21 protein-coding genes and 4 tRNA genes are annotated in these 20,254 nt (G+C 63.6%); 6 read left to right on the plus strand and 19 right to left on the minus strand.

Features of this window, described 5'->3' with window-relative positions; all coding sequences use genetic code 11:
- Nucleotides 1–140 precede the first annotated feature (140 nt).
- The 3 genes from HWX25_RS04225 to HWX25_RS04235 are packed head-to-tail and all read left to right on the plus strand — an operon-like array spanning nt 141 to nt 1,055.
- Nucleotides 141–410, plus strand: coding sequence for a hypothetical protein (locus HWX25_RS04225; protein ID WP_175907337.1), 270 nt, complete (start codon nt 141–143; stop codon nt 408–410).
- Nucleotides 410–727, plus strand: a complete 318-nt coding sequence (locus tag HWX25_RS33360) for a hypothetical protein (RefSeq protein WP_244138732.1) — start codon at nt 410–412, stop codon at nt 725–727. The genes HWX25_RS04225 and HWX25_RS33360 overlap by 1 nt, the downstream gene beginning before the upstream one ends.
- A complete protein-coding gene (locus HWX25_RS04235; protein WP_175907338.1) occupies nt 714–1,055 on the plus strand; it encodes a helix-turn-helix domain-containing protein in 342 nt (113 codons plus the stop codon). The genes HWX25_RS33360 and HWX25_RS04235 overlap by 14 nt, the downstream gene beginning before the upstream one ends.
- 103 nt (nt 1,056–1,158) lie before the next feature.
- Here HWX25_RS04235 and HWX25_RS04240 read toward each other — a convergent pair whose 3' ends face one another.
- The 10 genes from HWX25_RS04240 to uvrC form a co-directional block, all read right to left on the minus strand.
- On the minus strand, nt 1,159–1,599 hold the full coding sequence (locus tag HWX25_RS04240) for a hypothetical protein (protein WP_175907339.1): 441 nt from the start codon (nt 1,597–1,599) through the stop codon (nt 1,159–1,161).
- Between the two features lie 3 nt (nt 1,600–1,602).
- Nucleotides 1,603–2,172 (minus strand): hypothetical protein, encoded by a 570-nt coding sequence (locus HWX25_RS04245; RefSeq protein WP_175907340.1) that lies wholly within the window; start codon nt 2,170–2,172, stop codon nt 1,603–1,605.
- Complete coding sequence (locus tag HWX25_RS04250) at nt 2,169–2,984, minus strand: hypothetical protein (protein WP_175907341.1); 816 nt, start codon at nt 2,982–2,984, stop codon at nt 2,169–2,171. The genes HWX25_RS04245 and HWX25_RS04250 overlap by 4 nt, the downstream gene beginning before the upstream one ends.
- Before the next feature lie 85 nt (nt 2,985–3,069).
- On the minus strand, nt 3,070–4,269 hold the full coding sequence (locus HWX25_RS04255; RefSeq protein ID WP_175907343.1) for a site-specific integrase: 1,200 nt from the start codon (nt 4,267–4,269) through the stop codon (nt 3,070–3,072).
- A 169-nt stretch (nt 4,270–4,438) separates the two neighbouring features.
- A tRNA-Cys gene (locus tag HWX25_RS04260) sits at nt 4,439–4,512 on the minus strand.
- A 101-nt stretch (nt 4,513–4,613) separates the two neighbouring features.
- Nucleotides 4,614–4,689, minus strand: a tRNA-Gly gene (locus HWX25_RS04265).
- Between the two features lie 51 nt (nt 4,690–4,740).
- A tRNA-Gly gene (locus HWX25_RS04270) sits at nt 4,741–4,816 on the minus strand.
- 52 nt (nt 4,817–4,868) lie between these two features.
- A tRNA-Gly gene (locus tag HWX25_RS04275) sits at nt 4,869–4,944 on the minus strand.
- A 144-nt stretch (nt 4,945–5,088) separates the two neighbouring features.
- Nucleotides 5,089–5,676 carry a CDP-diacylglycerol--glycerol-3-phosphate 3-phosphatidyltransferase gene (gene pgsA, locus HWX25_RS04280; RefSeq protein ID WP_006757520.1) on the minus strand — a complete coding sequence of 196 codons (588 nt, stop codon included), beginning with the start codon at nt 5,674–5,676 and terminating at the stop codon, nt 5,089–5,091.
- Nucleotides 5,677–5,775: 99 nt separating this feature from the next.
- The gene (gene uvrC, locus HWX25_RS04285) at nt 5,776–7,806 is read right to left on the minus strand and encodes an excinuclease ABC subunit UvrC (protein ID WP_059702472.1); all 2,031 of its coding nucleotides are present in this window, start codon (nt 7,804–7,806) and stop codon (nt 5,776–5,778) included.
- Between the two features lie 76 nt (nt 7,807–7,882).
- Between uvrC and earP the strand changes: the two genes are divergently transcribed.
- The 3 genes from earP to HWX25_RS04300 all read left to right on the plus strand — a co-directional run bounded on the left by earP (nt 7,883) and on the right by HWX25_RS04300 (nt 11,423).
- Nucleotides 7,883–9,070, plus strand: a complete 1,188-nt coding sequence (gene earP / locus HWX25_RS04290) for an elongation factor P maturation arginine rhamnosyltransferase EarP (RefSeq protein WP_175907345.1) — start codon at nt 7,883–7,885, stop codon at nt 9,068–9,070.
- 138 nt (nt 9,071–9,208) lie between these two features.
- Complete coding sequence (gene efp, locus HWX25_RS04295) at nt 9,209–9,766, plus strand: elongation factor P (protein WP_059816028.1); 558 nt, start codon at nt 9,209–9,211, stop codon at nt 9,764–9,766.
- Between the two features lie 271 nt (nt 9,767–10,037).
- Nucleotides 10,038–11,423: a sigma-54 dependent transcriptional regulator gene (locus tag HWX25_RS04300; protein ID WP_059523708.1), complete on the plus strand. Its 1,386-nt coding sequence runs from the start codon at nt 10,038–10,040 to the stop codon at nt 11,421–11,423.
- 172 nt (nt 11,424–11,595) lie between these two features.
- Here the strand turns inward: HWX25_RS04300 and nagZ are convergent, their stop codons facing one another.
- The 9 genes from nagZ to HWX25_RS04345 form a co-directional block, all read right to left on the minus strand.
- A complete protein-coding gene (nagZ, locus tag HWX25_RS04305) occupies nt 11,596–12,624 on the minus strand; it encodes a beta-N-acetylhexosaminidase (RefSeq protein WP_175907347.1) in 1,029 nt (342 codons plus the stop codon).
- Between the two features lie 16 nt (nt 12,625–12,640).
- Nucleotides 12,641–13,081: a holo-ACP synthase gene (gene acpS, locus HWX25_RS04310; protein WP_059816034.1), complete on the minus strand. Its 441-nt coding sequence runs from the start codon at nt 13,079–13,081 to the stop codon at nt 12,641–12,643.
- A gap of 69 nt (nt 13,082–13,150) precedes the next feature.
- The gene (pdxJ, locus tag HWX25_RS04315; protein ID WP_059816037.1) at nt 13,151–13,927 is read right to left on the minus strand and encodes a pyridoxine 5'-phosphate synthase; all 777 of its coding nucleotides are present in this window, start codon (nt 13,925–13,927) and stop codon (nt 13,151–13,153) included.
- Entirely contained in the window at nt 13,924–14,763 is an 840-nt protein-coding gene (recO, locus tag HWX25_RS04320) for a DNA repair protein RecO (protein WP_014897645.1), read from the minus strand. Before recO ends, pdxJ begins: the two co-directional genes overlap by 4 nt.
- On the minus strand, nt 14,750–15,649 hold the full coding sequence (gene era / locus HWX25_RS04325) for a GTPase Era (RefSeq protein ID WP_059523712.1): 900 nt from the start codon (nt 15,647–15,649) through the stop codon (nt 14,750–14,752). The genes recO and era overlap by 14 nt, the downstream gene beginning before the upstream one ends.
- Nucleotides 15,650–15,709: 60 nt before the next feature.
- A complete protein-coding gene (gene rnc, locus HWX25_RS04330; RefSeq protein ID WP_175907349.1) occupies nt 15,710–16,939 on the minus strand; it encodes a ribonuclease III in 1,230 nt (409 codons plus the stop codon).
- Between the two features lie 153 nt (nt 16,940–17,092).
- The gene (gene lepB / locus HWX25_RS04335) at nt 17,093–17,986 is read right to left on the minus strand and encodes a signal peptidase I (protein ID WP_059447970.1); all 894 of its coding nucleotides are present in this window, start codon (nt 17,984–17,986) and stop codon (nt 17,093–17,095) included.
- A 16-nt stretch (nt 17,987–18,002) separates the two neighbouring features.
- A complete protein-coding gene (gene lepA, locus HWX25_RS04340) occupies nt 18,003–19,796 on the minus strand; it encodes a translation elongation factor 4 (protein WP_021159691.1) in 1,794 nt (597 codons plus the stop codon).
- Nucleotides 19,797–20,013: 217 nt separating this feature from the next.
- Nucleotides 20,014–20,250: a glutaredoxin family protein gene (locus tag HWX25_RS04345; RefSeq protein WP_059816043.1), complete on the minus strand. Its 237-nt coding sequence runs from the start codon at nt 20,248–20,250 to the stop codon at nt 20,014–20,016.
- Nucleotides 20,251–20,254: the final 4 nt, after the last annotated feature.

A 20,254-nucleotide genomic window follows, 5' to 3' on the forward strand; every position in this document is an offset into this window, starting at 1 on the left:
TCATGGTCATCGGGATCATCCCCAAACACCCTGCCTGAAAAACTAGCAGGATAGGTTGATTGCCCGGCTCAGTTTTCAGTCGGCGCGATCCCTACAAGTGGCTCAATTTCCGGTCGGCGTAAACACGCAAACCTATCCAGGTGAACGATGCCTCGGCGGTGACCCGCCGAGGCAGAGCCGAGCGCCTCGAGGCGCTGCGCATTGCGATCCGCGAGCTAGTCGTCGAGATCTCGCAGGCGGCCGACGTCGAGCTGCTCGACCTGATGGCTAACGAAGTCGGCAGCTACGCTCGCCACAAAGCCGCGCAAGAGGCCCGCACCTGGGCGGCCACTGCCGGCGTCACGCTCGAGACTGGGCTCATGCAGCTCGATCGCGCGACACCTACCACTTTTAAGCACGGAGACCAATGATGGGTTCCCTAATCAACCTTCCGGGCGTCGCTGGCGGCCGCATCGACAACGTTCCGTTCTTCAACTCGCCCGCGCACGCAGTGCGCCTGCTTCTTCAGCACCGCGCTTGCACCGACGCCGGCGACTACGGCGCCGTGTCGATCTGGCGCACAGACGACGGTAAGTGGAATTGTCTGTTCAGCCGGCGTCACGTCGACATCGAGCACTCGACGTTCGAATACAAGAAGGACGTGCGTGCGTGGCTTGATATTTGGCATCCGAAGATCGATAACAGCACTGATCCGCGGGTAGCCGGAGGACCAAATGCGCACGCTTGATCTGATCGAATGCGCGGAATTCCTCAAGATCGACCGGACAACGCTTCTAGACATCGTCCATCGCGGCGACATTCTCGGTGCCAAGATAGGCCGCGCGTGGGTCTTTCTTGAAGATGACGTCGTTGCGTACCTCCGCGAGCAGGTGCAAGCGCAAACGCAAAGGCGCATCGAGCAGATCCGCACCAGCTCGCCCGCAACCGACGAACGAGTACACCGAGCGATCACTAAGCAACTTTCGGCGACCGACCCACGCCGGCCCGGCCGAAAAGCACGCCCCCTGCCAAGGCTACCGGATATCAACGAACCGTCGCAGCCGATGATTGCGTAGGCCGGATATGCCTTGATCAAGACCTCAAAAACTAGCGCTAGAACAAAAAGGCCGCCATTCCTGGCGGCCTTTCATATTCATGAGGTGTCGACGATTCTGCCAATCACTCCGCCGCTTCAATGTCTTCCAGCCGGCGGACTTGCTCAACAGGTTTCATTTTTTCAGACAGATCGGCATTTTCCAGATGCTCGCGAGCTGCTGCTTGTATATGCACGTATGCTCCGCCCGTGATGGTCAATGCGCTAGCACTATGTCGCCCAGACCCTTTTACGAGCGCAGGCTCCTTTAGGGGTTTTGTCGCCCAGCCATCGAGCGACGTGCCCATGACTTCATCGTCCACCGCAGTCATGGATTGAACATAAACGACACTTTGAGCAGGATTCGCGTAAGACTCGGTAATCCACGCTGTGCTGCGAATACCAAGCTTAAATCCAAAGCGTAGACGACCACCTTCTTTTACGGGCGGCGAAATATTAAATTGCCTAGTTTCAAACTTGATCTTTTCGCCTTCAATCGACGAGCAGATAGCGATCGCCTGCGTCATCTTCTATGCACCCTCGCCGTGGAGCAGGTTATCCGGCAGAAGCTCCTTGAGCTTCTTCGAATGAGACCATTTGCTTGCGATAGCGGCAACAACATCACGCTGTTCGCACGAAAAAAACTCAGCAAGATCAGACGTCGAGAGTTCGAACGGCAGTAACTCGGCGAGCTTATCAGCCGTCTCTGCAACGAACTGTGTATCCCTCTTAGCGATCTCGACGGCAAATCGCTCCGATTCCTCCATGAACTGCTCGTCCGTAATGGCATCAAGAAGAAAAGCCTGATAAACACCATCGTAATCAATTTTTTTCTTTTGCCAAGCTGCGAAATCGACTACCAACCTTAGGTCCTGCATCCGCTCCGCAATCAATCGATTGAATCTGGCAGCAACCTCCTTCGTCTCCCATACATGAGCCGTCAGAGAAAGTGTTTGCAGATCAGTCGACACCCGAATCAAATGATCTATATTCGCAACTTGACCAAAATACTCGGAAGACTCCACATAACCCACAGACTGAGTACTCTCGATCGTATTAGTTACGGCAGAGACAACGCCAGATTCAATTTCCTCGTTCATTTTATAGTCTCCGAACCCACGATTTCCGGAAGTCGAACACTTAGAAACTCAGTTGCCATAGAGATAATATCCTCCATAGCCGACCGATCAACAGCACCCTGACCGGCGCGCGCCCTCGTATTCACATCCAGATTTATCTGCATACCTTTTTCGACCACCGCCAACTGATCGAGTCGGAAAGTAGTAAGTTTATGAGACGCTACTCCCTTAAAGTCAAATTGACGGGTTTCGTATACTGACGCTCCAAGATTGACAAACAAATCACGCATCTTGAAGCCAAGCGTCATTTGAACACTTGCCACATCACCCAACGCCGGAAGCGCCACAAATTTCTCGTAAACGAATTTGTGAATCTCATCGGTGGGGGAATTGGAAGCGTAATTCACAGTAAGAACCAGCCCCAGACTAGCGTAATCCGTCAAGGCGCGATACTCGAGAGCCTGATCATAAAACGAGCGGGCCGTTGCCAGAATGTCACCAACTTGCCCGTCAACTGGGCACTCGCCCACGTCGAACGCTTGCGCATACTGTACAGCCAGTTGAGATATCGCAATATTCTTCTTGGCCTTTGCGAAAACTATGCGCGGCAGTGATGGGTCTGCGTCATCAAGGACATTCGTCTGCTGGGATTGCCCAGACCCGAATGCTCCGAACGCGACCTCTGCGTCTCCCTGCGTGAAGCGCACTTTGGTCTGCTGCTCCCCAAAATGGAGCAGGAAAGCCGCTTGAGCAAGCGTCGGATGTTTGAAGTTCGGCATTTCTTGACAATTGTAATATTCGGCGGTATGTGCACCGATAGTATCAGACGGCAAGCCCCGATTCTACTGGGTGATATCCGTCGGTAGTCGAATATTGGCACACTGACCAATGTCATGGTGGATTTCCGCGTGGGCTCGCTTACCAAAGCCGCTCCGCTAGGTCACTCCCCCTCAGGTTCGCATAACGCATCAGTACCTTCGGGTTGGTGTGGCCGGTGATTTTCGCAATCTGAATGTCGCTCAACGTGGTGCGCTCGAACAACCGCGACGTCGCCTCGTGCCGCAGGTCATGGAACACCAGATCCGAGCAGCCGGCGGCGTCAAAGATCCGGCCGAATTGAGCAGATAGTCGAGACGTGACGCGGGCAAGCACTTTGCGCTTCAGAAGCGACGCGCCCTCGGCCCGCATTGATGCCTCCATCTCGTCAACCCACGGGAACAAGCGGCCAGCATCGAAGGTGAAGCCGTTCATCTCCGGGTCGCTACCATTCACGGCAGCGACGTACCGCTCGTACGCAGCGATAGCGATCGTTGTGAGCGGCACCGAGCGCTTGCTACCGTTCTTCGTTTTTTCGAGCGCAGCCGTGCGACGGCCGGCCTCAAACTGGTCGACCTCGAGCGTATACATTTCCCGCATTCGCATTGCGGATTCGATGCCCAGCTCGAAGAGGAACACCAGCGCTGGCCGATACGGGAGCTCGAATGCACGCTCGCGTCCGTTCGGCTTCCCACCTGCCATCAGTCGTCGAATCTCGGCCTGTTCTGTTTCGCTCGGCCGCCGGTCCCGATGGACATCCTCTTTCGCGTCGACATCTTGAGCGGCCACTGATGTTCGATCTTCATCGGTGTAAGTCGCGTATCGCTTCGGGAGCAATCGGAGCGGATTGGTCGCCAACATCGGCGTGCCCGACCTCACGACCCAATCGAAGCAGCGGGCCAGCGCACCGACGTAGTGTCGAATCGTCGACGGCGATAGATGGTCGCGACGCTTCATACCGGTCACCCACTGCTCTGCCCACTGATAGTCGAGCATCGTAAGCGACTTTGCCGTGATGGCCACCCTGCCGAGGAGCGCGTTCAGCACCTGGACGTCGGAGTCCGGCACCGACACGCGACGCAGATACGCCCGGATAGCGTCGCCCGCGGTCGAGATCGCTTCGCGCTGCTCGACCACCTCTTCCGGAACGATGCCCGCGTCCAGCAACTGCTCTAACCGTGCGACGTACGCGTCGCCCTCTTCCTCGGTGTCAAACGTCAGGGAAAGTGGCTTTGGTAGCAGCTTCGCCCGCTTGATGGTGTATTCCCACGTGCCGGACGGCCGCAGTCGTTTGTTCGCCATGCCTAGATAACTCGCCTCGATTGCCAATTAGCCGATTGACGGGTGGTTGGCGTCGGTTGTCAGTTGGTTACAGGCAACTTTTTACCACTCTAGGCGACGCATTTCCATCTTTGGAAAGGCGCAGAAAAAAGAAAAGCCCTGACGAATCAGGGCTTTATCTCGTTCTACTTGGAGGCGCGAGCCGGAGTCGAACCGGCCTAAACGGCTTTGCAGGCCGCTGCATAACCGCTTTGCTATCGCGCCAAAAGCGGACTGTCCGGATGCCGTAGAGGCAAGCGACAGATTTTTTATTCGAGGACCATCAGTCCATCAAATAAAAAGGGAAGCGTGGCTTCCCCATTACTTGGAGCGGGAGACGAGTCTCGAACTCGCGACCTCAACCTTGGCAAGGTTGCGCTCTACCAACTGAGCTACTCCCGCATTGTCCTGCACCTGCAGCGCTTTGCCGTACAACACGCTGCCAGAAAAATCTGGAGCGGGAGACGAGTCTCGAACTCGCGACCTCAACCTTGGCAAGGTTGCGCTCTACCAACTGAGCTACTCCCGCATGTGTCCTGCATCTGCAGCGCTTTACCGTACAACACGCTGCCAGAAAAATCTGGAGCGGGAGACGAGTCTCGAACTCGCGACCTCAACCTTGGCAAGGTTGCGCTCTACCAACTGAGCTACTCCCGCGTATTGCTGCACTACTGCTTCCCCGTCACACACTTACTTCGTCGTGCAGCGGAGAAGCGAGATTATGTCGAAGGCTCATTCGTGTGTCAAGGGCTTTTCCAGCCCTTTTTCCAAAAACCTGCGCAACCGCCCGTGCGGGGCTGCTCACGCGCCGCCGCGCTCGCGAATCTGCGGCCACGCAAGCTTCATGTAGTACAGCATCGACCAGATCGTCAGCACCGCCGCGAGGTACATCAGCCATTCGCCCCACACGCGCGTGTCGATCGTCGCGATGCCGAGCGGCAGCGGGCCGTAGTACAGCAGCATCGGGATCGCGACCATCTGGCACGCGGTCTTGAACTTGCCGAGCTGGTTCACCGCGACGCTCTTCGACGCACCGATCTGTGCCATCCATTCGCGCAGCGCCGAGATCGCGATCTCACGGCCGACGATCACGAGCGCGATCGCCGCATCGACCCGCGAAATCTGCACGAGGATCAGCAGCGCGGCTGTCACCATCAGCTTGTCCGCGACCGGATCGAGGAACGCGCCGAACGACGACGTCTGGTTCCACTTGCGGGCGAGAAACCCGTCGAACCAGTCGGTCAACGCGGCGAGGATGAAGATCGCCGCCGCCGCGAGGTTGCGGTGCGCGCCGCCCATCACCGTGTCCGGCAGATAGAACACGCCGACGACGAGCGGGATCAGCACGATCCGTACCCACGTCAGGAAAATCGGGAAATTGAACGGCATGGCATGCGGGTCAGTAAAGGATTCGCAATTGTGCCGTGTCGACCGGCCCGCCACAAGAACGCGAGATCGCGCGCTGGGGCCGCCGGCCGCACGGCCGCTTCAGTGAAGCTGCTTGTAGATCTGCTCGGCGAGTGCGTGCGAGATGCCGTCGACGCTCGCCAGTTCCTCGACGCTCGCGGCCACCACGCCGCGCAGCCCGCCGAACCGCGCGAGCAGTCGCTGCCGACGTTTCGCACCGACCCCTTCGAGCTCCTCGAGCCGCGAAGTCTGGCGCGCCTTCGCCCGCTTCGCGCGCATCCCGGTGATCGCAAAACGGTGCGCCTCGTCGCGGATCTGTGCGACGAGCATCAGCGCGGCGCTCTCCTTGCCGAGTTCGAGCGGTGCGCGGCCGTCCGCGAACACGAGCGTCTCGAGGCCGACCTTGCGCCCTTCGCCCTTCGCGACACCAACCAGCATCGACGTGTCGAGGCCGAGTTCGGTGAACACCTGTCGCGCGATCTCGACCTGCCCTTTGCCGCCGTCGATCAGCACGATGTTCGGCAGCAGGCTCGATGCCTCGGCCTTGCGCGTCGATTCGCCGTCGATGCCGGCCGCGTCGTCGGCGGACGCCGCCTGCGCGGCCTGCTCGACCATCTTCTCGTAGCGACGCGTCAGCACCTGCCGCATGGCCGCGTAATCGTCGCCCGGCGTGATGCCGGTGATGTTGTAGCGCCGGTACTCGCCCGACTGCATCTTGTGATGGTGATAGACGACGCACGACGCCTGCGTCGCCTCGCCCATCGTATGGCTGATGTCGAAACATTCGATCCGCAGCGTTGCAAGATCGTCGCCTTCGAAGCTGAGCGTCTCCGCGAGCGCGCGCGTGCGCGCCTGCTGCGAGCCCTGCTCGGACAGCAACCGTGCGAGCGCGATCTGCGCGTTCTGCTCGGCCATCGACAGCCACGCGCGCCGCTGCCCCTGCGGCTGCCGCACCAGCGAGACCTTGTGACCGGCCTGCTCGGACAGCAGTTCGAGCAGGTCGCGGCTCGCGGGTGCGTGGCTCACGACCAGCACGGGCGGCACGCGGTTGCCGAGATAGTGCTGCGCGATGAACGCATCGAGCACCTCGGCCTCCACCGACGCCCCCGCGTCGCGCGCGGCCGCAGCGTCTTCCGCAGGCCCGTCGGGCAATGCCGCGGCGGTTTCGTCGGCAGCGTCCGCCGCCTCGGCTTCGTCGCCGAGCCCGCCTTCGGCAAGCGTCAGCGCACTTTCGACGTGCGTCGGGAAATAGGCCTTGTCGCCGAGATGCCGGCCGCCGCGCACCATCGCCAGGTTCACGCACACGCGCCCGCCCTGCGCGACGACCGCCAGGATGTCGACGTCGCTGTCGCTGCCGACCTCGATCGCCTGCTGGTGCAGCACCGTCGCGAGCGAGCTCATCTGGTTGCGCACGGCGGCCGCCTGCTCGAACTTCAGGTCGGCCGCGAACGCGTGCATCTTCTGCTCGAGCTCCTTCATCACTTCCGACTGCCGGCCGAGCAGAAACCGCGCGGCATTCGACACGTCGATCGCGTAATCGTCCTCGGAAATCGCGCCGACGCACGGCGCCGTGCAGCGCCCGATCTGATGCAGCAGGCATGGCCGCGTGCGATTGTTGAAGACCGAATCCTCGCAGGTGCGCAGCTGGAACACGCGCTGCAGGATCTGGATGCTCTCGCGCACGGCCCATGCGCTCGGGAACGGCCCGAAATACTGGTTCTGCTTGTCGACCGAGCCGCGGTAGTACGCCATGCGCGGAAAGCGGTGCGCGGTGAGTTTCAGGTACGGATACGATTTGTCGTCGCGAAACAGGATGTTGTAGCGCGGCGTGAGCGCCTTGATCAGGTTGTTCTCGAGCAGCAGCGCCTCGGCCTCCGAGCGTGTGACGGTCGTCTCGATGCGCGCGATGCGCGTGACCATCATCGCGATGCGCGGCGACAGCTGCGTCTTCGTGAAATAGCTCGATACGCGCTTCTTCAGGTCGCGCGCCTTGCCGACGTAAAGCACGGCGCCCGCCGTGTCGTAGTAGCGGTAGACGCCCGGCATGTGCGGCAATTGCGCGAGGATCTTCTTGGGTTCGAACGGAATGTCGGCGGCTTCTGGGGATGTCATGCGTGATCCGGGTGCCTTGTGGCGCGGAACGGGTCCATTAGAATCGCCAGTTTAGAGCATTCACCGGCCCCCTTCGATGCCCCGCACTGCCCCCGCCTCCCCTGCGCCGCTCGCACCCGACGAACCGATCGCGTGCGACCTCTTCTGCACCGTGATCGACAACTTCGGCGACATCGGCGTGTGCTGGCGCCTCGCGCGCCAGCTCGCGCACGAGCACGGCTGGCAGGTGCGACTCTTCATCGACGATCTGGGCACGTTCGCGCGGCTGCTGCCGGGGGTCGATCCCGATGCCGGGCGGCAGACGCTCGACGGCATCGTGATCGAACACTGGCATGCGGAAGTCGGCGATGCGCTGGAGATCGCCGACGTCGTGATCGAAGCGTTCGCGTGCGAGCTGCCCGGCGCGTATCTCGCGGCGATGGCGCGCCGCGCTCGCCGCCCCGTGTGGATCAATCTCGAATACCTGAGCGCCGAGGACTGGGTCGCCGATTTCCATTTGCGGCCATCGCCGCATCCGCGCTACCCGCTGCTGAAGACGTTCTTCTTCCCGGGTTTGTCGGCCGGCACGGGCGGCGTGCTGAAGGAACGCGACCTCGACGCGCGCCGCACGGCCTTCGAAGCCGACGCGGCAGCGCGCGCCGCCTGGTGGCGGCAGGCGACCGGCGACGCGCCGCCGGCGCCGGGCACGACCGTCGTCAGCCTCTTCGCCTATGAAAATCCGGCCGTCGACGCGCTGCTCGCGCAGTGGCGCGACGGCCCGTCGCCCGTCGTCGCGCTCGTGCCCGTCGGCCGCATATCGCCGGCCGTCGCCCGTTTCTTCGGGGTCGAATCGTTCGGCGCCGGCGCGCGCGCGACCGCCGGCAACCTGACCGCTTACGGGCTCGCGTTCGTCCCGCAGGCCGATTATGACCCGCTGCTGTGGGCGGCCGACATCAACTTCGTGCGCGGCGAGGACTCGTTCGTCCGCGCGCAATGGGCGCGCAAGCCGTTCGTGTGGCACATCTACCCGCAGGCCGACGACGCGCACCTACCGAAGCTCGACGCCGCGCTCGCGCACCTGTCGGCCGGCCTCGCCGACGCGCCGCGCGCGGCGCTCGAGCGCTTCTGGCACGCATGGAACGGCGGCGGCAGGCCCGATTGGGCCGATTTGCTGCAACATCGTGCCGCACTGGACACCAACGCGGCATGCTGGGCCGACGCGCTGGCGGGCGTCGGCGATCTCGCCGGAAAGCTGGCGGAATACGCAAAATCTCAGTTAAAATAAGCGGTTATCCGACGGCTGACCACGCAAGCGCTCGCGTTTGGGGCTCTTGGCACCCACCGGAACGCCCCCCGCTTGCGCCGTCAGCCGTTGTGCAACGCTCAGGCACCTATTTATTTGATTGGATCAGGACAGTTTTTTATGAAGACCGCACAGGAACTCCGCGTAGGCAACGTCGTGCAGATCGGCAGCGACGCATGGGTCATCGCAAAGACGGAATACAACAAGTCGGGCCGTAACGCCGCCGTCGTCAAGATGAAGATGAAGAACCTGCTGTCGAACGCAGGCCAGGAATCGGTCTACAAGGCTGACGACAAATTCGAAGTCGTCGTGCTCGACCGCAAGGAAGTGACGTACTCGTACTTCGCCGATCCGATGTACGTGTTCATGGACGCCGACTACAACCAGTACGAAGTCGAAGCGGAAATGATGGGCGAAGCGCTGAACTACCTCGAAGACGGCATGGCTTGCGAAGTCGTGTTCTACAACGAAAAGGCGATCTCGGTCGAATTGCCGACGGTCCTGGTTCGCGAGATCACCTACACGGAACCGGCCGTCAAGGGCGACACGTCGTCGGGCAAGGTGCTGAAGAACGCCAAGCTCGCAACGGGCTTCGAACTGCAAGTGCCGCTGTTCTGCAACACCGGCGACAAGATCGAAATCGATACGCGCACGAACGAATATCGCAGCCGCGCGTAATCGCCCGCGATTTCCGGATCGAACAAAGCGCCCTTCGGGGCGCTTTTTGTTTGTCTGCCGCCAACAGCACCGATGCGTCGGCACCATGGGCAACACAAAATCCAGCACTAAAGGTATTCAATTTGTATCATCGGTAACTGTTTTATAGCGACAAAGAAATAATGCACGTCAGGTGTTCAGCGGGGCATAAAATCAGTTTTTAATCTGACATGCGGCTGCGGCCGGCTCGATGGCCGACAGCCCGCCTCTCTTGACTCGACTCGCGTCCACCATGCCACACGCCCTGATTGTCGAAGACGATCCCAACAGTCTGTCCGGCCTGACCGCACTGCTCGCCGCGGACGGCTTCTCGGTCGACACGGCCACGTCGCTCGCCGAGGCACGCACGGCGCTCGGCCGCTCGATTCCCGATGTCGTCCTGGTCGACCTGAACCTGCCGGACGGCAGCGGATTCGACCTGCTCCAGCATCTGCCGCAGCAGCAGCCGAACGGCTCGCTGCCGGTGATCGTGTTGACGGGCAATGCGACGGTCGAGAGCGCGATCGAAGGCCTGCGTCACGGCATCTGGGATTACCTGCTGAAGCCGATCAACATTCCGCGCCTGCGCAGCCTGCTGGCCCGGATTCCGCGTCCCTACGAACTGATCGACGAAGTGCGGACGCTGCGCGCGTCGCTGCGCCACCTGGGCCGTTTCGGCGCGCTGGTGGGCCGCAGCGAGGCGATGCAGCACGTGTACGACATGATCGAGCACAACGCCGGCACCGAAACGGCCGTGCTGTTCACGGGCGAAGCCGGCACCGGCAAGAAGCTGGCCGCGCGCACGCTGCACGACCTGAGCCGGCGCCGCAAGGGGCCGTTCGTGTCGTTCGACTGCCGCACGATCGCGCATGCCGGGCGTCACGGCGCGTCGCTCGACAGCGTGCTGTTCGGCCATGAACGCGGCGCGTTCGACGGCGCCGAGCGGCGCGAATCGGGCCTGTTCGAACAGGCCGGCGGCGGCACGCTGTTCCTCGACGAGATCACCGCACTGCCGCTCGTGCTGCAGGAGGCGCTGCTGCATGCGCTCGACTCGCAGAACTTCATGCGGATCGGCGGCACGAGTTCGATCGCGAGCGACTTCCGGCTGATCGCGACCACGCGCCGCCCGGCCCGCGAGGCGGTCGCGAACGGCACGCTGCGCGAGGATCTATGGCTGCGTCTCGACGCGGCATCGATCACGATGCCGCCGCTGCGCGAGCGCGACGGCGATGCACTCGCCATCGCGGATGCGCTGATCGACGAACTCAACCGCGAAGCGCGCGCCACCGGCCGCAGCACGACCGACAAGCGCGCGGCACCGGGCTTCGTGCGCGAATGCCTGTCCTACGAATGGCCCGGCAACGTGCGCGAATTGCAGGAGCGCGTGCGTTTCGCCTATGACGCGTCCGGCGATTTCATCGAAACGCTGCGCGCGGGCGAAGCGAGCTTCGCGGCCGGCGCCGCGCTGAACGGCAGCAGCGTGCAGATCAAGGTCGGCACCCCGCTGTCCGACGTCGAGGACCTGCTGATCCGCGCGACGCTCGACGCGGTCGGCGGCACGCGCCATCGCGCGGCGACGCTGCTCGGCATCAGCCCCAAGACGCTGTACAACAAGCTGCAGCGGATGAAGGTCAACTGACCGCGCCGCAGTTGTTCGGGGCGCTGGTGGGAGCTGACGGTTAGTTGCACGAGACCATGTCGCCTTGCACCTCGCCCCGCGTCGGTGGAACAGCAAAAAGCCGCGCTTGTGCGCGGCTTTTTGCTTTCGACAACGGCAACGGGAAAGGCGACATCGCGCCGCCCTTCTCTGCTTACGCCAGCGCGCTGCCGAGCAGCGCCTGCGCCTGCAGATACTCGGGTTGCACGATCAGCTTGTCCCACTTGAGCGGCTTGCCGCGCGCCCGCATCCGCTTGATGCGCCGCACCGACTCGGCCGACGCCTGCGCCTTCAGCCCGTTCAGCACGACTTCGGCCGCGTCCGGCTGGTTGCAGACGAGCACCATGTCGCAGCCGGCGGCGAGCGCCGCGTCGGCCGCCTGCGTGAGCGTGCCGCCTTCGCGTGCCGCCTCCATCGACAGGTCGTCGCTGAAGATCGCGCCCGTGAAACCGAGCTTCCCGCGCAGGATGTCCTGCAGCCACACGCGCGAGAAGCCCGCGGGCCGCTTGTCGACCTGCGTGTAGATCACGTGCGCGGGGATCACCGCGGACAGCGACAGGCCAAGCCAATCGTACGGGGCGACGTCCTGCTTGAGGATCGCGTCGAGCGGCCGGTCGTCGGTCGGCAGCGCGACGTGCGAATCGGCTTCCGCGAAGCCGTGCCCCGGAAAATGCTTGCCGCAGTTCGCCATGCCCGCGAGCGACAGCCCGTGGTTCAGGCTCTTCGCGAGCAGCGTGACGACGCGCGGGTCGCGATGAAACGCGCGATCGCCGATCACCTTCGAATGCCCGTAGTCGAGATCGAGCACCGGCGTGAAGCTCATGTCGATCCCGCATGCGCGCAGCTCGGCGGCCAGGATGTAGCCGACCGCCGTCGCGACCTTCGTCGCGAGCAGCACATCGCGGTCCCACAGCTCGCCGAGGCGGCGCATCGCCGGCAGCACGGTGAAGCCGTCGGTGCGGAACCGCTGCACGCGGCCGCCTTCATGATCGACGGCGATCAGGATGTCCTCGCGCACCGCGCGAATCGAATCGGTCAGCGCGGTCAGTTGCGCGCGGTTCTGGAAATGCCGTGCGAACAGGATCACGCCGCCGGTGTTCGGATGCGCAAGGCGCCGCGCGTCGTCGCGCGACAGGGCCGTGCCGACGACGTCGAGCATGACCGGGCCGGGAGTCGTTTTCATCGAATCGGGAAGTCCGTCAGGGAGTGGTTCGGGAAACAGGTGCGGGTGCAGGCGGCGGCGCGGCATCGGCCTCGGCGACCACGAATGACACCGCGTAGTCGCGTTCGTCGCTGACTGTCACACGCGCCGTGATGCCGCGCGCGGCGAGCCAGTCGGCCAGCTCGCCCGACGCGACGACGTACGGTTCGCCGCTGCGCTGGTTGAGGGTCTGCAGCGCGCGCCACGTCATCGGCCAGTGCATGCCGAGCCCGATCGCCTTCGAGAACGCTTCCTTCGCGGAAAAGCGTGTCGCGAGAAACGCGATGCCGCGCGCCTCCGAGCGCGCACGGCGCGCATGGAACACGCGCAGTTCGTCGGGACCGAGCACCTTCTCGGCGAACCGGCCGCCCGTGCGCGCAAGCACGGCCGCGATGCGGCTCACCTGGACGATGTCGGTGCCGATGCCGTAGATCGCCATCTCAGCGCCCGCCGTGATGCGCGGACGATGCCGGGCGATGAGCGAAGCGCGCGCGCACGCGACGCATCGTCAGCGCGCGCCGCCGTGCAACGCGGCGACCCGTGCGGCGACCATGATCGCCTTCATCTCGCGCACCGCGTTGTCCCAGCCGGCGAAGATCGCGTGCGCGACGATCGCGTGGCCGATGTTCAGTTCGACGATGCCGTCGATCGCGGCGATCTGCTGCACGTTCGTGTAATGCAGGCCATGGCCGGCGTTGACCTTGAGGCCCAGTTGCGCGCCGGCCTGTACGCCCGCAACGATGCGCTCGTATTCGCGCTGCTGCTCGACCTCGTCGTGCGCATCGGCGTAGCGGCCGGTATGCAGCTCGACCACCGGTGCGCCGGCTTCATGCGCGGCGCGGATCTGCGTCTCGTCCGGATCGATGAACAGCGACACGCGCACGCCGGCGTCGGCGAGCTGCTTGCATGCCGCACGCACGGCCTCGAAGCGGCCGGCAACGTCGAGACCGCCTTCGGTCGTCAGTTCCTCGCGCTTCTCCGGCACGAGGCACGCGTCGTGCGGACGCACTTCGCATGCGATGTCGAGCATCTCGGCCGTCACCGCGCATTCGAGGTTCATCCGCGTCTTCAGCAGCGGGCGCAGCTTGCGCACGTCGGCGTCGACGATGTGGCGGCGGTCCTCGCGCAGGTGCAGCGTGATCGCGTCGGCACCGGCCTCTTCGGCGGCGAGCGCCGCGCGGATCGGATCGGGATAGGTCGTGCCGCGCGCGTTGCGCAGCGTCGCGACGTGGTCGATGTTCACGCCGAGGTCGATGGCGGTGGGCGTTGTCAGGAAGAAACTCATAGGTTTTGCAGGTCGATCAGGATCTGACGCGTGGCAAGCGGCGTACCGCCGAGATAGGTGTTCAGCAGGAAGCGCATCAGCGTCTTGCTTTGCGCGACCGTCTGGGCTCGATGGTAATCGTCCTGCTCCATGTCGAGCAACGTCTGTCCGGTAATCACCGGCCAGTGCGACGGTACGTCGTCGTCCGCATTGCGCACGCCGCGCTCGGGATCGAACACGTAGCGGCGATCCGGTTCGACCGCACGGCGCGCGACCGTGCGGTTCAGCGCCATCGCATAGCCGGTCTCGCGCAGCAGCACGCGCTCGAACGAACGCAGCACCTGCACCGCGGGTTCGCCGTGCGCAAGGCGCGTGAGGGTCAGCACGTAATGATTGAAGAGCGGCGGCTGCGGATCCTCGCGCGCGCAGAATTTCACGAGCAGCTCGTTCGCGTAGAAGCCGCACAGCAGCCCGTCGCCGCCGAGCGGCAGCATCCCGCCGACCCACTCGGCACCCGTCAGCGTGCGTACTTCGGATTTGCCCGACCAGGACAGCAGCAGCGGCTGGAACGTCTGCAGCACGCCGCGCAGCGCGGAGTGCGGGCGCTTCGCGCCCTTCGCGACGAGCGCAAGGCGGCCGTGATCGCGCGTGAGCACGTCGATGATCAGGCTCGTTTCCCTGTACGGATAGCTGTGCAGCACGAACGCCGGCTGCTCGGCGACGCGGAAATCGGACGTGCGAGACGTCGCGCGCCGCGCCTTGCGACGCGGCGGTTCGGGCGGTGCCGGCAACGGCGCGTCGTTCGCGCCGGCGGTCACCGCGTCTTCGGTCGACGTCAGCGCGTCATTCGTACCCATAGGCGCGCAGCCCCGCCTCGTTGTCGGCCCACCCGCTCTTCACCTTCACGAAGGTCTCGAGATACACGGGGCCGTCGAACAGCTTCTCCATGTCCATCCGCGCCTCGGTGCTGATCTGCTTGAGCTTCTCGCCCTTCTTGCCGATCACCATCGCCTTGTGCGAATCGCGCTCAACAAGGATCGTCGCGAAGATACGCTTCAGGCGCCCTTCCTCCTCGAACTTGTCGATCAGCACGGTGCTCGTGTATGGCAGTTCGTCGCCGGTCCAGCGGAACACCTTCTCGCGCAGGATTTCGGCCGCGAGGAAGCGCGAGCTGCGGTCGGTCAGCTCGTCCTCGCCGTAGATCGGCTCGCCTTCCGGCAGGTACGGCTTGATCGTGTCCAGCAGGCGCTTGATGTCTTCCGGCCGCTGCGCCGACAGCGGCACGAGTTCGGTGAATTCGCGCAGCTCGCTCACCTTCTGCATGAACGGGAACAGCGTCGCCTTGTCGGCCACGCGGTCGATCTTGTTCGCGATCAGCAGCGTCGGCATGCCGGGCGGGATCAGGTCGAGCACCTTCTGGTCGTCGGGCCCGAAGCGGCCGGCCTCGATCACGAACAGGATCACGTCGACCGACGTGAGCGTCGACGTGACCGCGCGGTTCAGCGAGCGGTTCAGCGCGGTGCTGTGGCGGGTCTGGAAGCCCGGCGTGTCGACGAACACGAATTGCGCGTCGTCGAACGTGTTGATGCCGGTGATGCGATGGCGGGTCGTTTGCGCCTTGCGCGACGTGATGCTGATCTTCTGGCCGACGAGTGCGTTCATCAACGTCGACTTGCCGACGTTCGGGCGGCCCACGATCGCGATCATGCCGCAACGGAAACCGGTAGGAGCGGGAGTGTTCATATCGTTTGGGAGACAGGTTCGGAAACGGCCGCGCGGCGCGCGGCACGATCGAGGGGCAATTCAGTGGTCGGCATCGGCCACGCGCGCCTGCGCGGCAGCGAGGCTTGCGCCGTCCTGCGGCGTCTCGGTGCCGGGCGCCGTGGTGTCGCGGGCGCGCGACGCCGCACGCGACGCGGCATCGGAACCGGCAGCAGGCTTGTCGGCCGCCTGGCCGGCCTGCTTGTCGGCTGCACGGGGTGCGGCTTCCGCGGGCTTGTCCGCCGCGCGCGAGCCGGCTTCGTTGCGATCCGACGGCTTCTCGGGCGCCTTCTCGGCAGGCTTGTCGGCCGTCGGCTTCATGTGCCGGTCGGCCTTGTCAGCGGCCGTTTCCACATGCGCCGCGCGAATCGCGGCCATCGGCGCCTGCGCCGGCCGCTCGGTCGGGTGCGCGCCGGCGTCGGTCGCTGCCGACGCGGCCGCCGCCGCCTTCGCATCGCGCGCCGCCGCACGCTCCTTCCGTTCCGGCGAACGCAGGTCCAGCGCTTCCTGCACGCCCTTCACGCCCGGCACGATTTCAGGCTCGACGTGCTTCGACCCGCGTGCGTTCTTCGAACGCTTCGGCTTCGCGGCCAGCATCGGCGCAGCCGCCAGCACCTCGTCGAGCGCCTTCTTCGCGGCAGCCTGCTCGGCCGCTCGCCGGCTCGCACCAGAGCCCGACACCTTCACGTCGAGCTTCGGCACCGTGCATTCGACCTCGAACTGCTGATTGTGCGCCGCACCATGCGTCGCGACGACCGTGTAGGTCGGCAGCGCGATCTTGTGCCCCTGCAGGTACTCCTGTAGCAGCGTCTTCGCATCCTTGCCGAGCGTGCGCGGGTCGATGTGGTCGAGAATCGGGATATAGAGGCGCTTGATGACCCCTTGGGCGGCTTCGAAGCCGCCATCGAGGAATACCGCCCCGATGATGGCTTCGAACGCGTCCGCGAGGATCGACGGGCGACGGAAGCCGCCGCTGCGCAATTCGCCCTCGCCCAGCCGCAGCCCCTCCGAAATATTCAGGGCCTGAGCGATTTCGTAGAGCGACTGCTGCTTGACGAGATTGGCGCGCACGCGCGACAGATCGCCTTCGTCCAGCTTGCTGAAACGCTGGAACAAAAGGGCGGCCACCGCGCAATTCAGAACGGAATCGCCGAGAAACTCGAGCCGTTCGTTGTGCGTGGCACTGTGACTGCGATGGGTCAAAGCCTGGCGCAACAATTCCGCATTGCGAAATTCATAGCGCAGCCGGCTTTCCAACTGGGATAGGGGCATGTGCAGGAGTATAACGCGGGCGCCGGTCGGGCCGAAACGGCACGGCCGGACGCGAAAAGGCGTGACGAGGCGGTGTTACCGCCGGTTCTTAAAGTAGTTCGGCAATACGCGGCGCGGCCCGTGCGTCGCGTATTGCGTGCGAGTCGAACGCGATCAGTTGAAGGAACCGATGCGCTTCAGGTCGCCGAAGTTCATCCAGATGAAGAACGCGCGGCCGACGATGTTGTTGTCCGGCACGAAACCCCAGTAGCGGCTGTCCGCGCTGTTGTCGCGGTTGTCGCCCATCATGAAGTAGTGGCCCGGCGGCACCTTGCAGATCACGCCGCGGCTGTTGTACGTGCAGTTGTCGCGATACGGATAATCGTAGGCGCCCATCACGAACGGCGGCACGGCGGGATTGTTGAGGATCGCATTCTTCTTCGTGCCGATCGTCTCCTCGAACTGCTTCGCGTAGTTCTGGCGCTCGTCGTCGAAGAAATCCGGCAGCGGCGTTTCGGGCACCGGCTGGCCGTTGATCGTCAGTTGCTTGTCCTGGTAAGCGACCGTGTCGCCCGGCAGGCCGATCACGCGCTTGATGTAGTCGACCGACTCGTCCTTCGGATAGCGGAACACGACGACGTCGCCACGCGACAGCGGGCTGCCCTGCGTGATCTTCGTGTTCGTGATCGGCATGCGCAGGCCGTATTCGAACTTGTTGACGAGGATGAAGTCGCCGACCAGCAGCGTCGGCACCATCGAGCCCGACGGGATCTTGAACGGCTCGACGACGAACGAACGCACGACGAACACGGCCAGGATCACCGGGAAGAAGCTTGCGGTGTACTCGAGCCACCACGGCTGGCGCAGCTTTTCGTCACGCAGCTTCGAACGCGTCTGCCCCGCGTTTTCGTCCGCGAAACGCTTGTCGATACGCGACTGCTGGCGATCGAACTCCTCGATCGCCGCGTCGGCCGCCTTGCGTCGCCGCGGCAGGAACACCAGTTTGTCCAACACCCACGCTACGCCCGTCACGACGACGAGCACAAAAAGAATCAGCGCAAAATTCATAAAAGGATCAGTCCTGTTATTTGTCTTCGACGCGCAAGATCGCGAGGAACGCCTCCTGCGGGATCTCGACCGAACCCACCTGCTTCATGCGTTTCTTACCTTCTTTCTGCTTCTCGAGCAGTTTCTTCTTTCGCGTGATGTCGCCGCCGTAGCACTTCGCGAGCACGTTCTTGCGAAGTGCCTTGATGTTCTCGCGCGCGACGATGTGCGCACCGATCGCCGCCTGGATCGCTACGTCGTACATCTGGCGCGGAATGATCTCGCGCATCTTCGCGGCCACTTCACGGCCGCGATACTGCGACTGCGAGCGGTGCACGATGATCGACAGCGCATCGACCTTGTCGCCGTTGATCAGCATGTCGACCTTCACGACGTCCGACGAACGGTATTCCTTGAACTCGTAATCCATCGATGCATAGCCGCGCGACACCGACTTCAGGCGATCGAAGAAGTCGAGCACGATTTCGGCCATCGGGATTTCGTACGTGAGCTGCACCTGGCGGCCGTGATACTGCATGTTGATCTGCGAGCCACGCTTCTGCTCGCACAGCGTGATCACGGAACCGACGTAGTCCTGCGGCATGTACAGGTTCACCGTGACGATCGGCTCGCGGACTTCCGCGATGCGGCCAGGCTCCGGCATCTTCGCCGGGTTCTCGACCATGATCGTCGAGCCGTCGCTCTGCACGACCTCGTAGACGACCGTCGGTGCGGTCGTGATGAGGTCCATGTCGAACTCGCGCTCGAGTCGCTCCTGCACGATTTCCATGTGCAGCAACCCGAGGAAGCCGCAGCGGAAACCGAAGCCGAGTGCCTGCGACACTTCCGGCTCGTACTGCAGCGACGCATCGTTGAGCTTCAGTTTCTCGAGCGATTCGCGCAGCGCGTCGTACTGGTTCGCCTCGACCGGATAGAGGCCCGCGAACACCTGCGGTTTCACTTCCTTGAAGCCCGGCAGCGGCTCGGCAGCGGCCTTGGTCGCGTGCGTGACGGTATCGCCGACCTTCGCGGCAGTCAGTTCCTTGATGCCGGCGATGATGAAGCCAACCTGCCCGGCCGACAGCGATTCGAGATTGCGGGACTTCGGCGTGAACACGCCGACGTGCTCGACCGGATACTGCGCGCCGGTCGCCATCATCTTGATCTTGTCCTTCGGACGCAGCGTGCCGTTGACGATGCGCACGAGCATCACGACGCCGACGTAGTTGTCGAACCACGAGTCGATGATCAGCGCCTGCAGCGGCGCGGCCGGATCACCCTTCGGCGGCGGCACTTTCGCGATCAGTGCTTCGAGCACGTCCTCGACGCCGAGCCCCGTCTTCGCGCTGCAGCGCGTCGCGTCGGTCGCGTCGATGCCGATCACGTCCTCGATCTCCTCGATCGCGTTCTCGGGGTTCGCGGCCGGCAGGTCGATCTTGTTCAGCACCGGCACGACCTCGACGCCGAGCTCGATCGCCGTGTAGCAGTTCGCGACCGTCTGCGCCTCGACGCCCTGGCTCGCGTCGACCACGAGCAGCGCACCTTCGCACGCGGACAGCGAACGGCTGACCTCGTACGAGAAGTCGACGTGCCCCGGCGTATCGATCAGGTTGAGGTTGTAGACCTTGCCGTCGCGGGCGCGATAGGACAATGCCGCCGTCTGCGCCTTGATCGTGATGCCGCGTTCGCGCTCGATATCCATCGAGTCGAGCACCTGCGCTTCCATTTCACGGTCGGCGAGGCCGCCGCATACCTGGATGATGCGATCCGCGAGCGTCGACTTGCCATGGTCGATGTGCGCGATGATCGAGAAATTGCGAATATGATCCATTCAGTGCCGATCAAGCGAAAAAGGCGCGCTCGACGACTGCGGAGCACGCCTTGTAAGTCGGTGAAAAAACGGCTTATTTTAGCCGAAAAGGCCTTTGCCGGGCGGTAATTTGGGACGCCTGGTCACGGAGGCCCGGTCAGGGCGTCCTGCCGGAGGCCTTGGCGGGCGGACTCGCACCGGCACGCCGCGCAGGGCGCGGCCGGCGACGGGGCCAGGTTCAGCGCCGCACCGTTAGCGCGCCGCGCACCCTCGCCTCGTCGAACCGGTGGCGGCACACTTCCGTGCCGTCCAGCAACAGCACCGGCACGTCCTCATCGTAACGGGCGACGAGTGCCGGATCGGCATCGATGTCGACGTAGTCGACGGCAACGCCGAATTCGGCCGCCACCGGCGCCAGCGCATCACGCATGTCGTCGCACAGGTGGCACCAGCCGCGGCCGTAGAGCGTGAACATCGGT

This window comes from Burkholderia sp. BCC1640, assembly GCF_902833125.1.
GTDB lineage: Bacteria > Pseudomonadota > Gammaproteobacteria > Burkholderiales > Burkholderiaceae > Burkholderia > Burkholderia diffusa.

Excerpts from the sequence above, each read along its gene's own strand:
- HWX25_RS04300 (WP_059523708.1), top strand. The coding sequence starts at position 10,038 with ATGCCACACGCCCTGATTGTCGAAGACGATCCCAACAGTCTGTCCGGC.
- rnc (WP_175907349.1), bottom strand. The coding sequence starts at position 16,939 with ATGCCCCTATCCCAGTTGGAAAGCCGGCTGCGCTATGAATTTCGCAAT.
- earP (WP_175907345.1), top strand. The coding sequence starts at position 7,883 with ATGCCCCGCACTGCCCCCGCCTCCCCTGCGCCGCTCGCACCCGACGAA.
- acpS (WP_059816034.1), bottom strand. The coding sequence starts at position 13,081 with ATGGCGATCTACGGCATCGGCACCGACATCGTCCAGGTGAGCCGCATC.
- nagZ (WP_175907347.1), bottom strand. The coding sequence starts at position 12,624 with ATGAAAACGACTCCCGGCCCGGTCATGCTCGACGTCGTCGGCACGGCC.
- HWX25_RS33360 (WP_244138732.1), top strand. The coding sequence starts at position 410 with ATGGGTTCCCTAATCAACCTTCCGGGCGTCGCTGGCGGCCGCATCGAC.
- lepA (WP_021159691.1), bottom strand. The coding sequence starts at position 19,796 with ATGGATCATATTCGCAATTTCTCGATCATCGCGCACATCGACCATGGC.
- HWX25_RS04240 (WP_175907339.1), bottom strand. The coding sequence starts at position 1,599 with ATGACGCAGGCGATCGCTATCTGCTCGTCGATTGAAGGCGAAAAGATC.
- HWX25_RS04235 (WP_175907338.1), top strand. The coding sequence starts at position 714 with ATGCGCACGCTTGATCTGATCGAATGCGCGGAATTCCTCAAGATCGAC.
- uvrC (WP_059702472.1), bottom strand. The coding sequence starts at position 7,806 with ATGACATCCCCAGAAGCCGCCGACATTCCGTTCGAACCCAAGAAGATC.
- recO (WP_014897645.1), bottom strand. The coding sequence starts at position 14,763 with ATGGGTACGAATGACGCGCTGACGTCGACCGAAGACGCGGTGACCGCC.
- era (WP_059523712.1), bottom strand. The coding sequence starts at position 15,649 with ATGAACACTCCCGCTCCTACCGGTTTCCGTTGCGGCATGATCGCGATC.
- HWX25_RS04245 (WP_175907340.1), bottom strand. The coding sequence starts at position 2,172 with ATGAACGAGGAAATTGAATCTGGCGTTGTCTCTGCCGTAACTAATACG.
- HWX25_RS04345 (WP_059816043.1), bottom strand. The coding sequence starts at position 20,250 with ATGTTCACGCTCTACGGCCGCGGCTGGTGCCACCTGTGCGACGACATG.
- pdxJ (WP_059816037.1), bottom strand. The coding sequence starts at position 13,927 with ATGAGTTTCTTCCTGACAACGCCCACCGCCATCGACCTCGGCGTGAAC.
- HWX25_RS04255 (WP_175907343.1), bottom strand. The coding sequence starts at position 4,269 with ATGGCGAACAAACGACTGCGGCCGTCCGGCACGTGGGAATACACCATC.
- efp (WP_059816028.1), top strand. The coding sequence starts at position 9,209 with ATGAAGACCGCACAGGAACTCCGCGTAGGCAACGTCGTGCAGATCGGC.
- pgsA (WP_006757520.1), bottom strand. The coding sequence starts at position 5,676 with ATGCCGTTCAATTTCCCGATTTTCCTGACGTGGGTACGGATCGTGCTG.
- lepB (WP_059447970.1), bottom strand. The coding sequence starts at position 17,986 with ATGAATTTTGCGCTGATTCTTTTTGTGCTCGTCGTCGTGACGGGCGTA.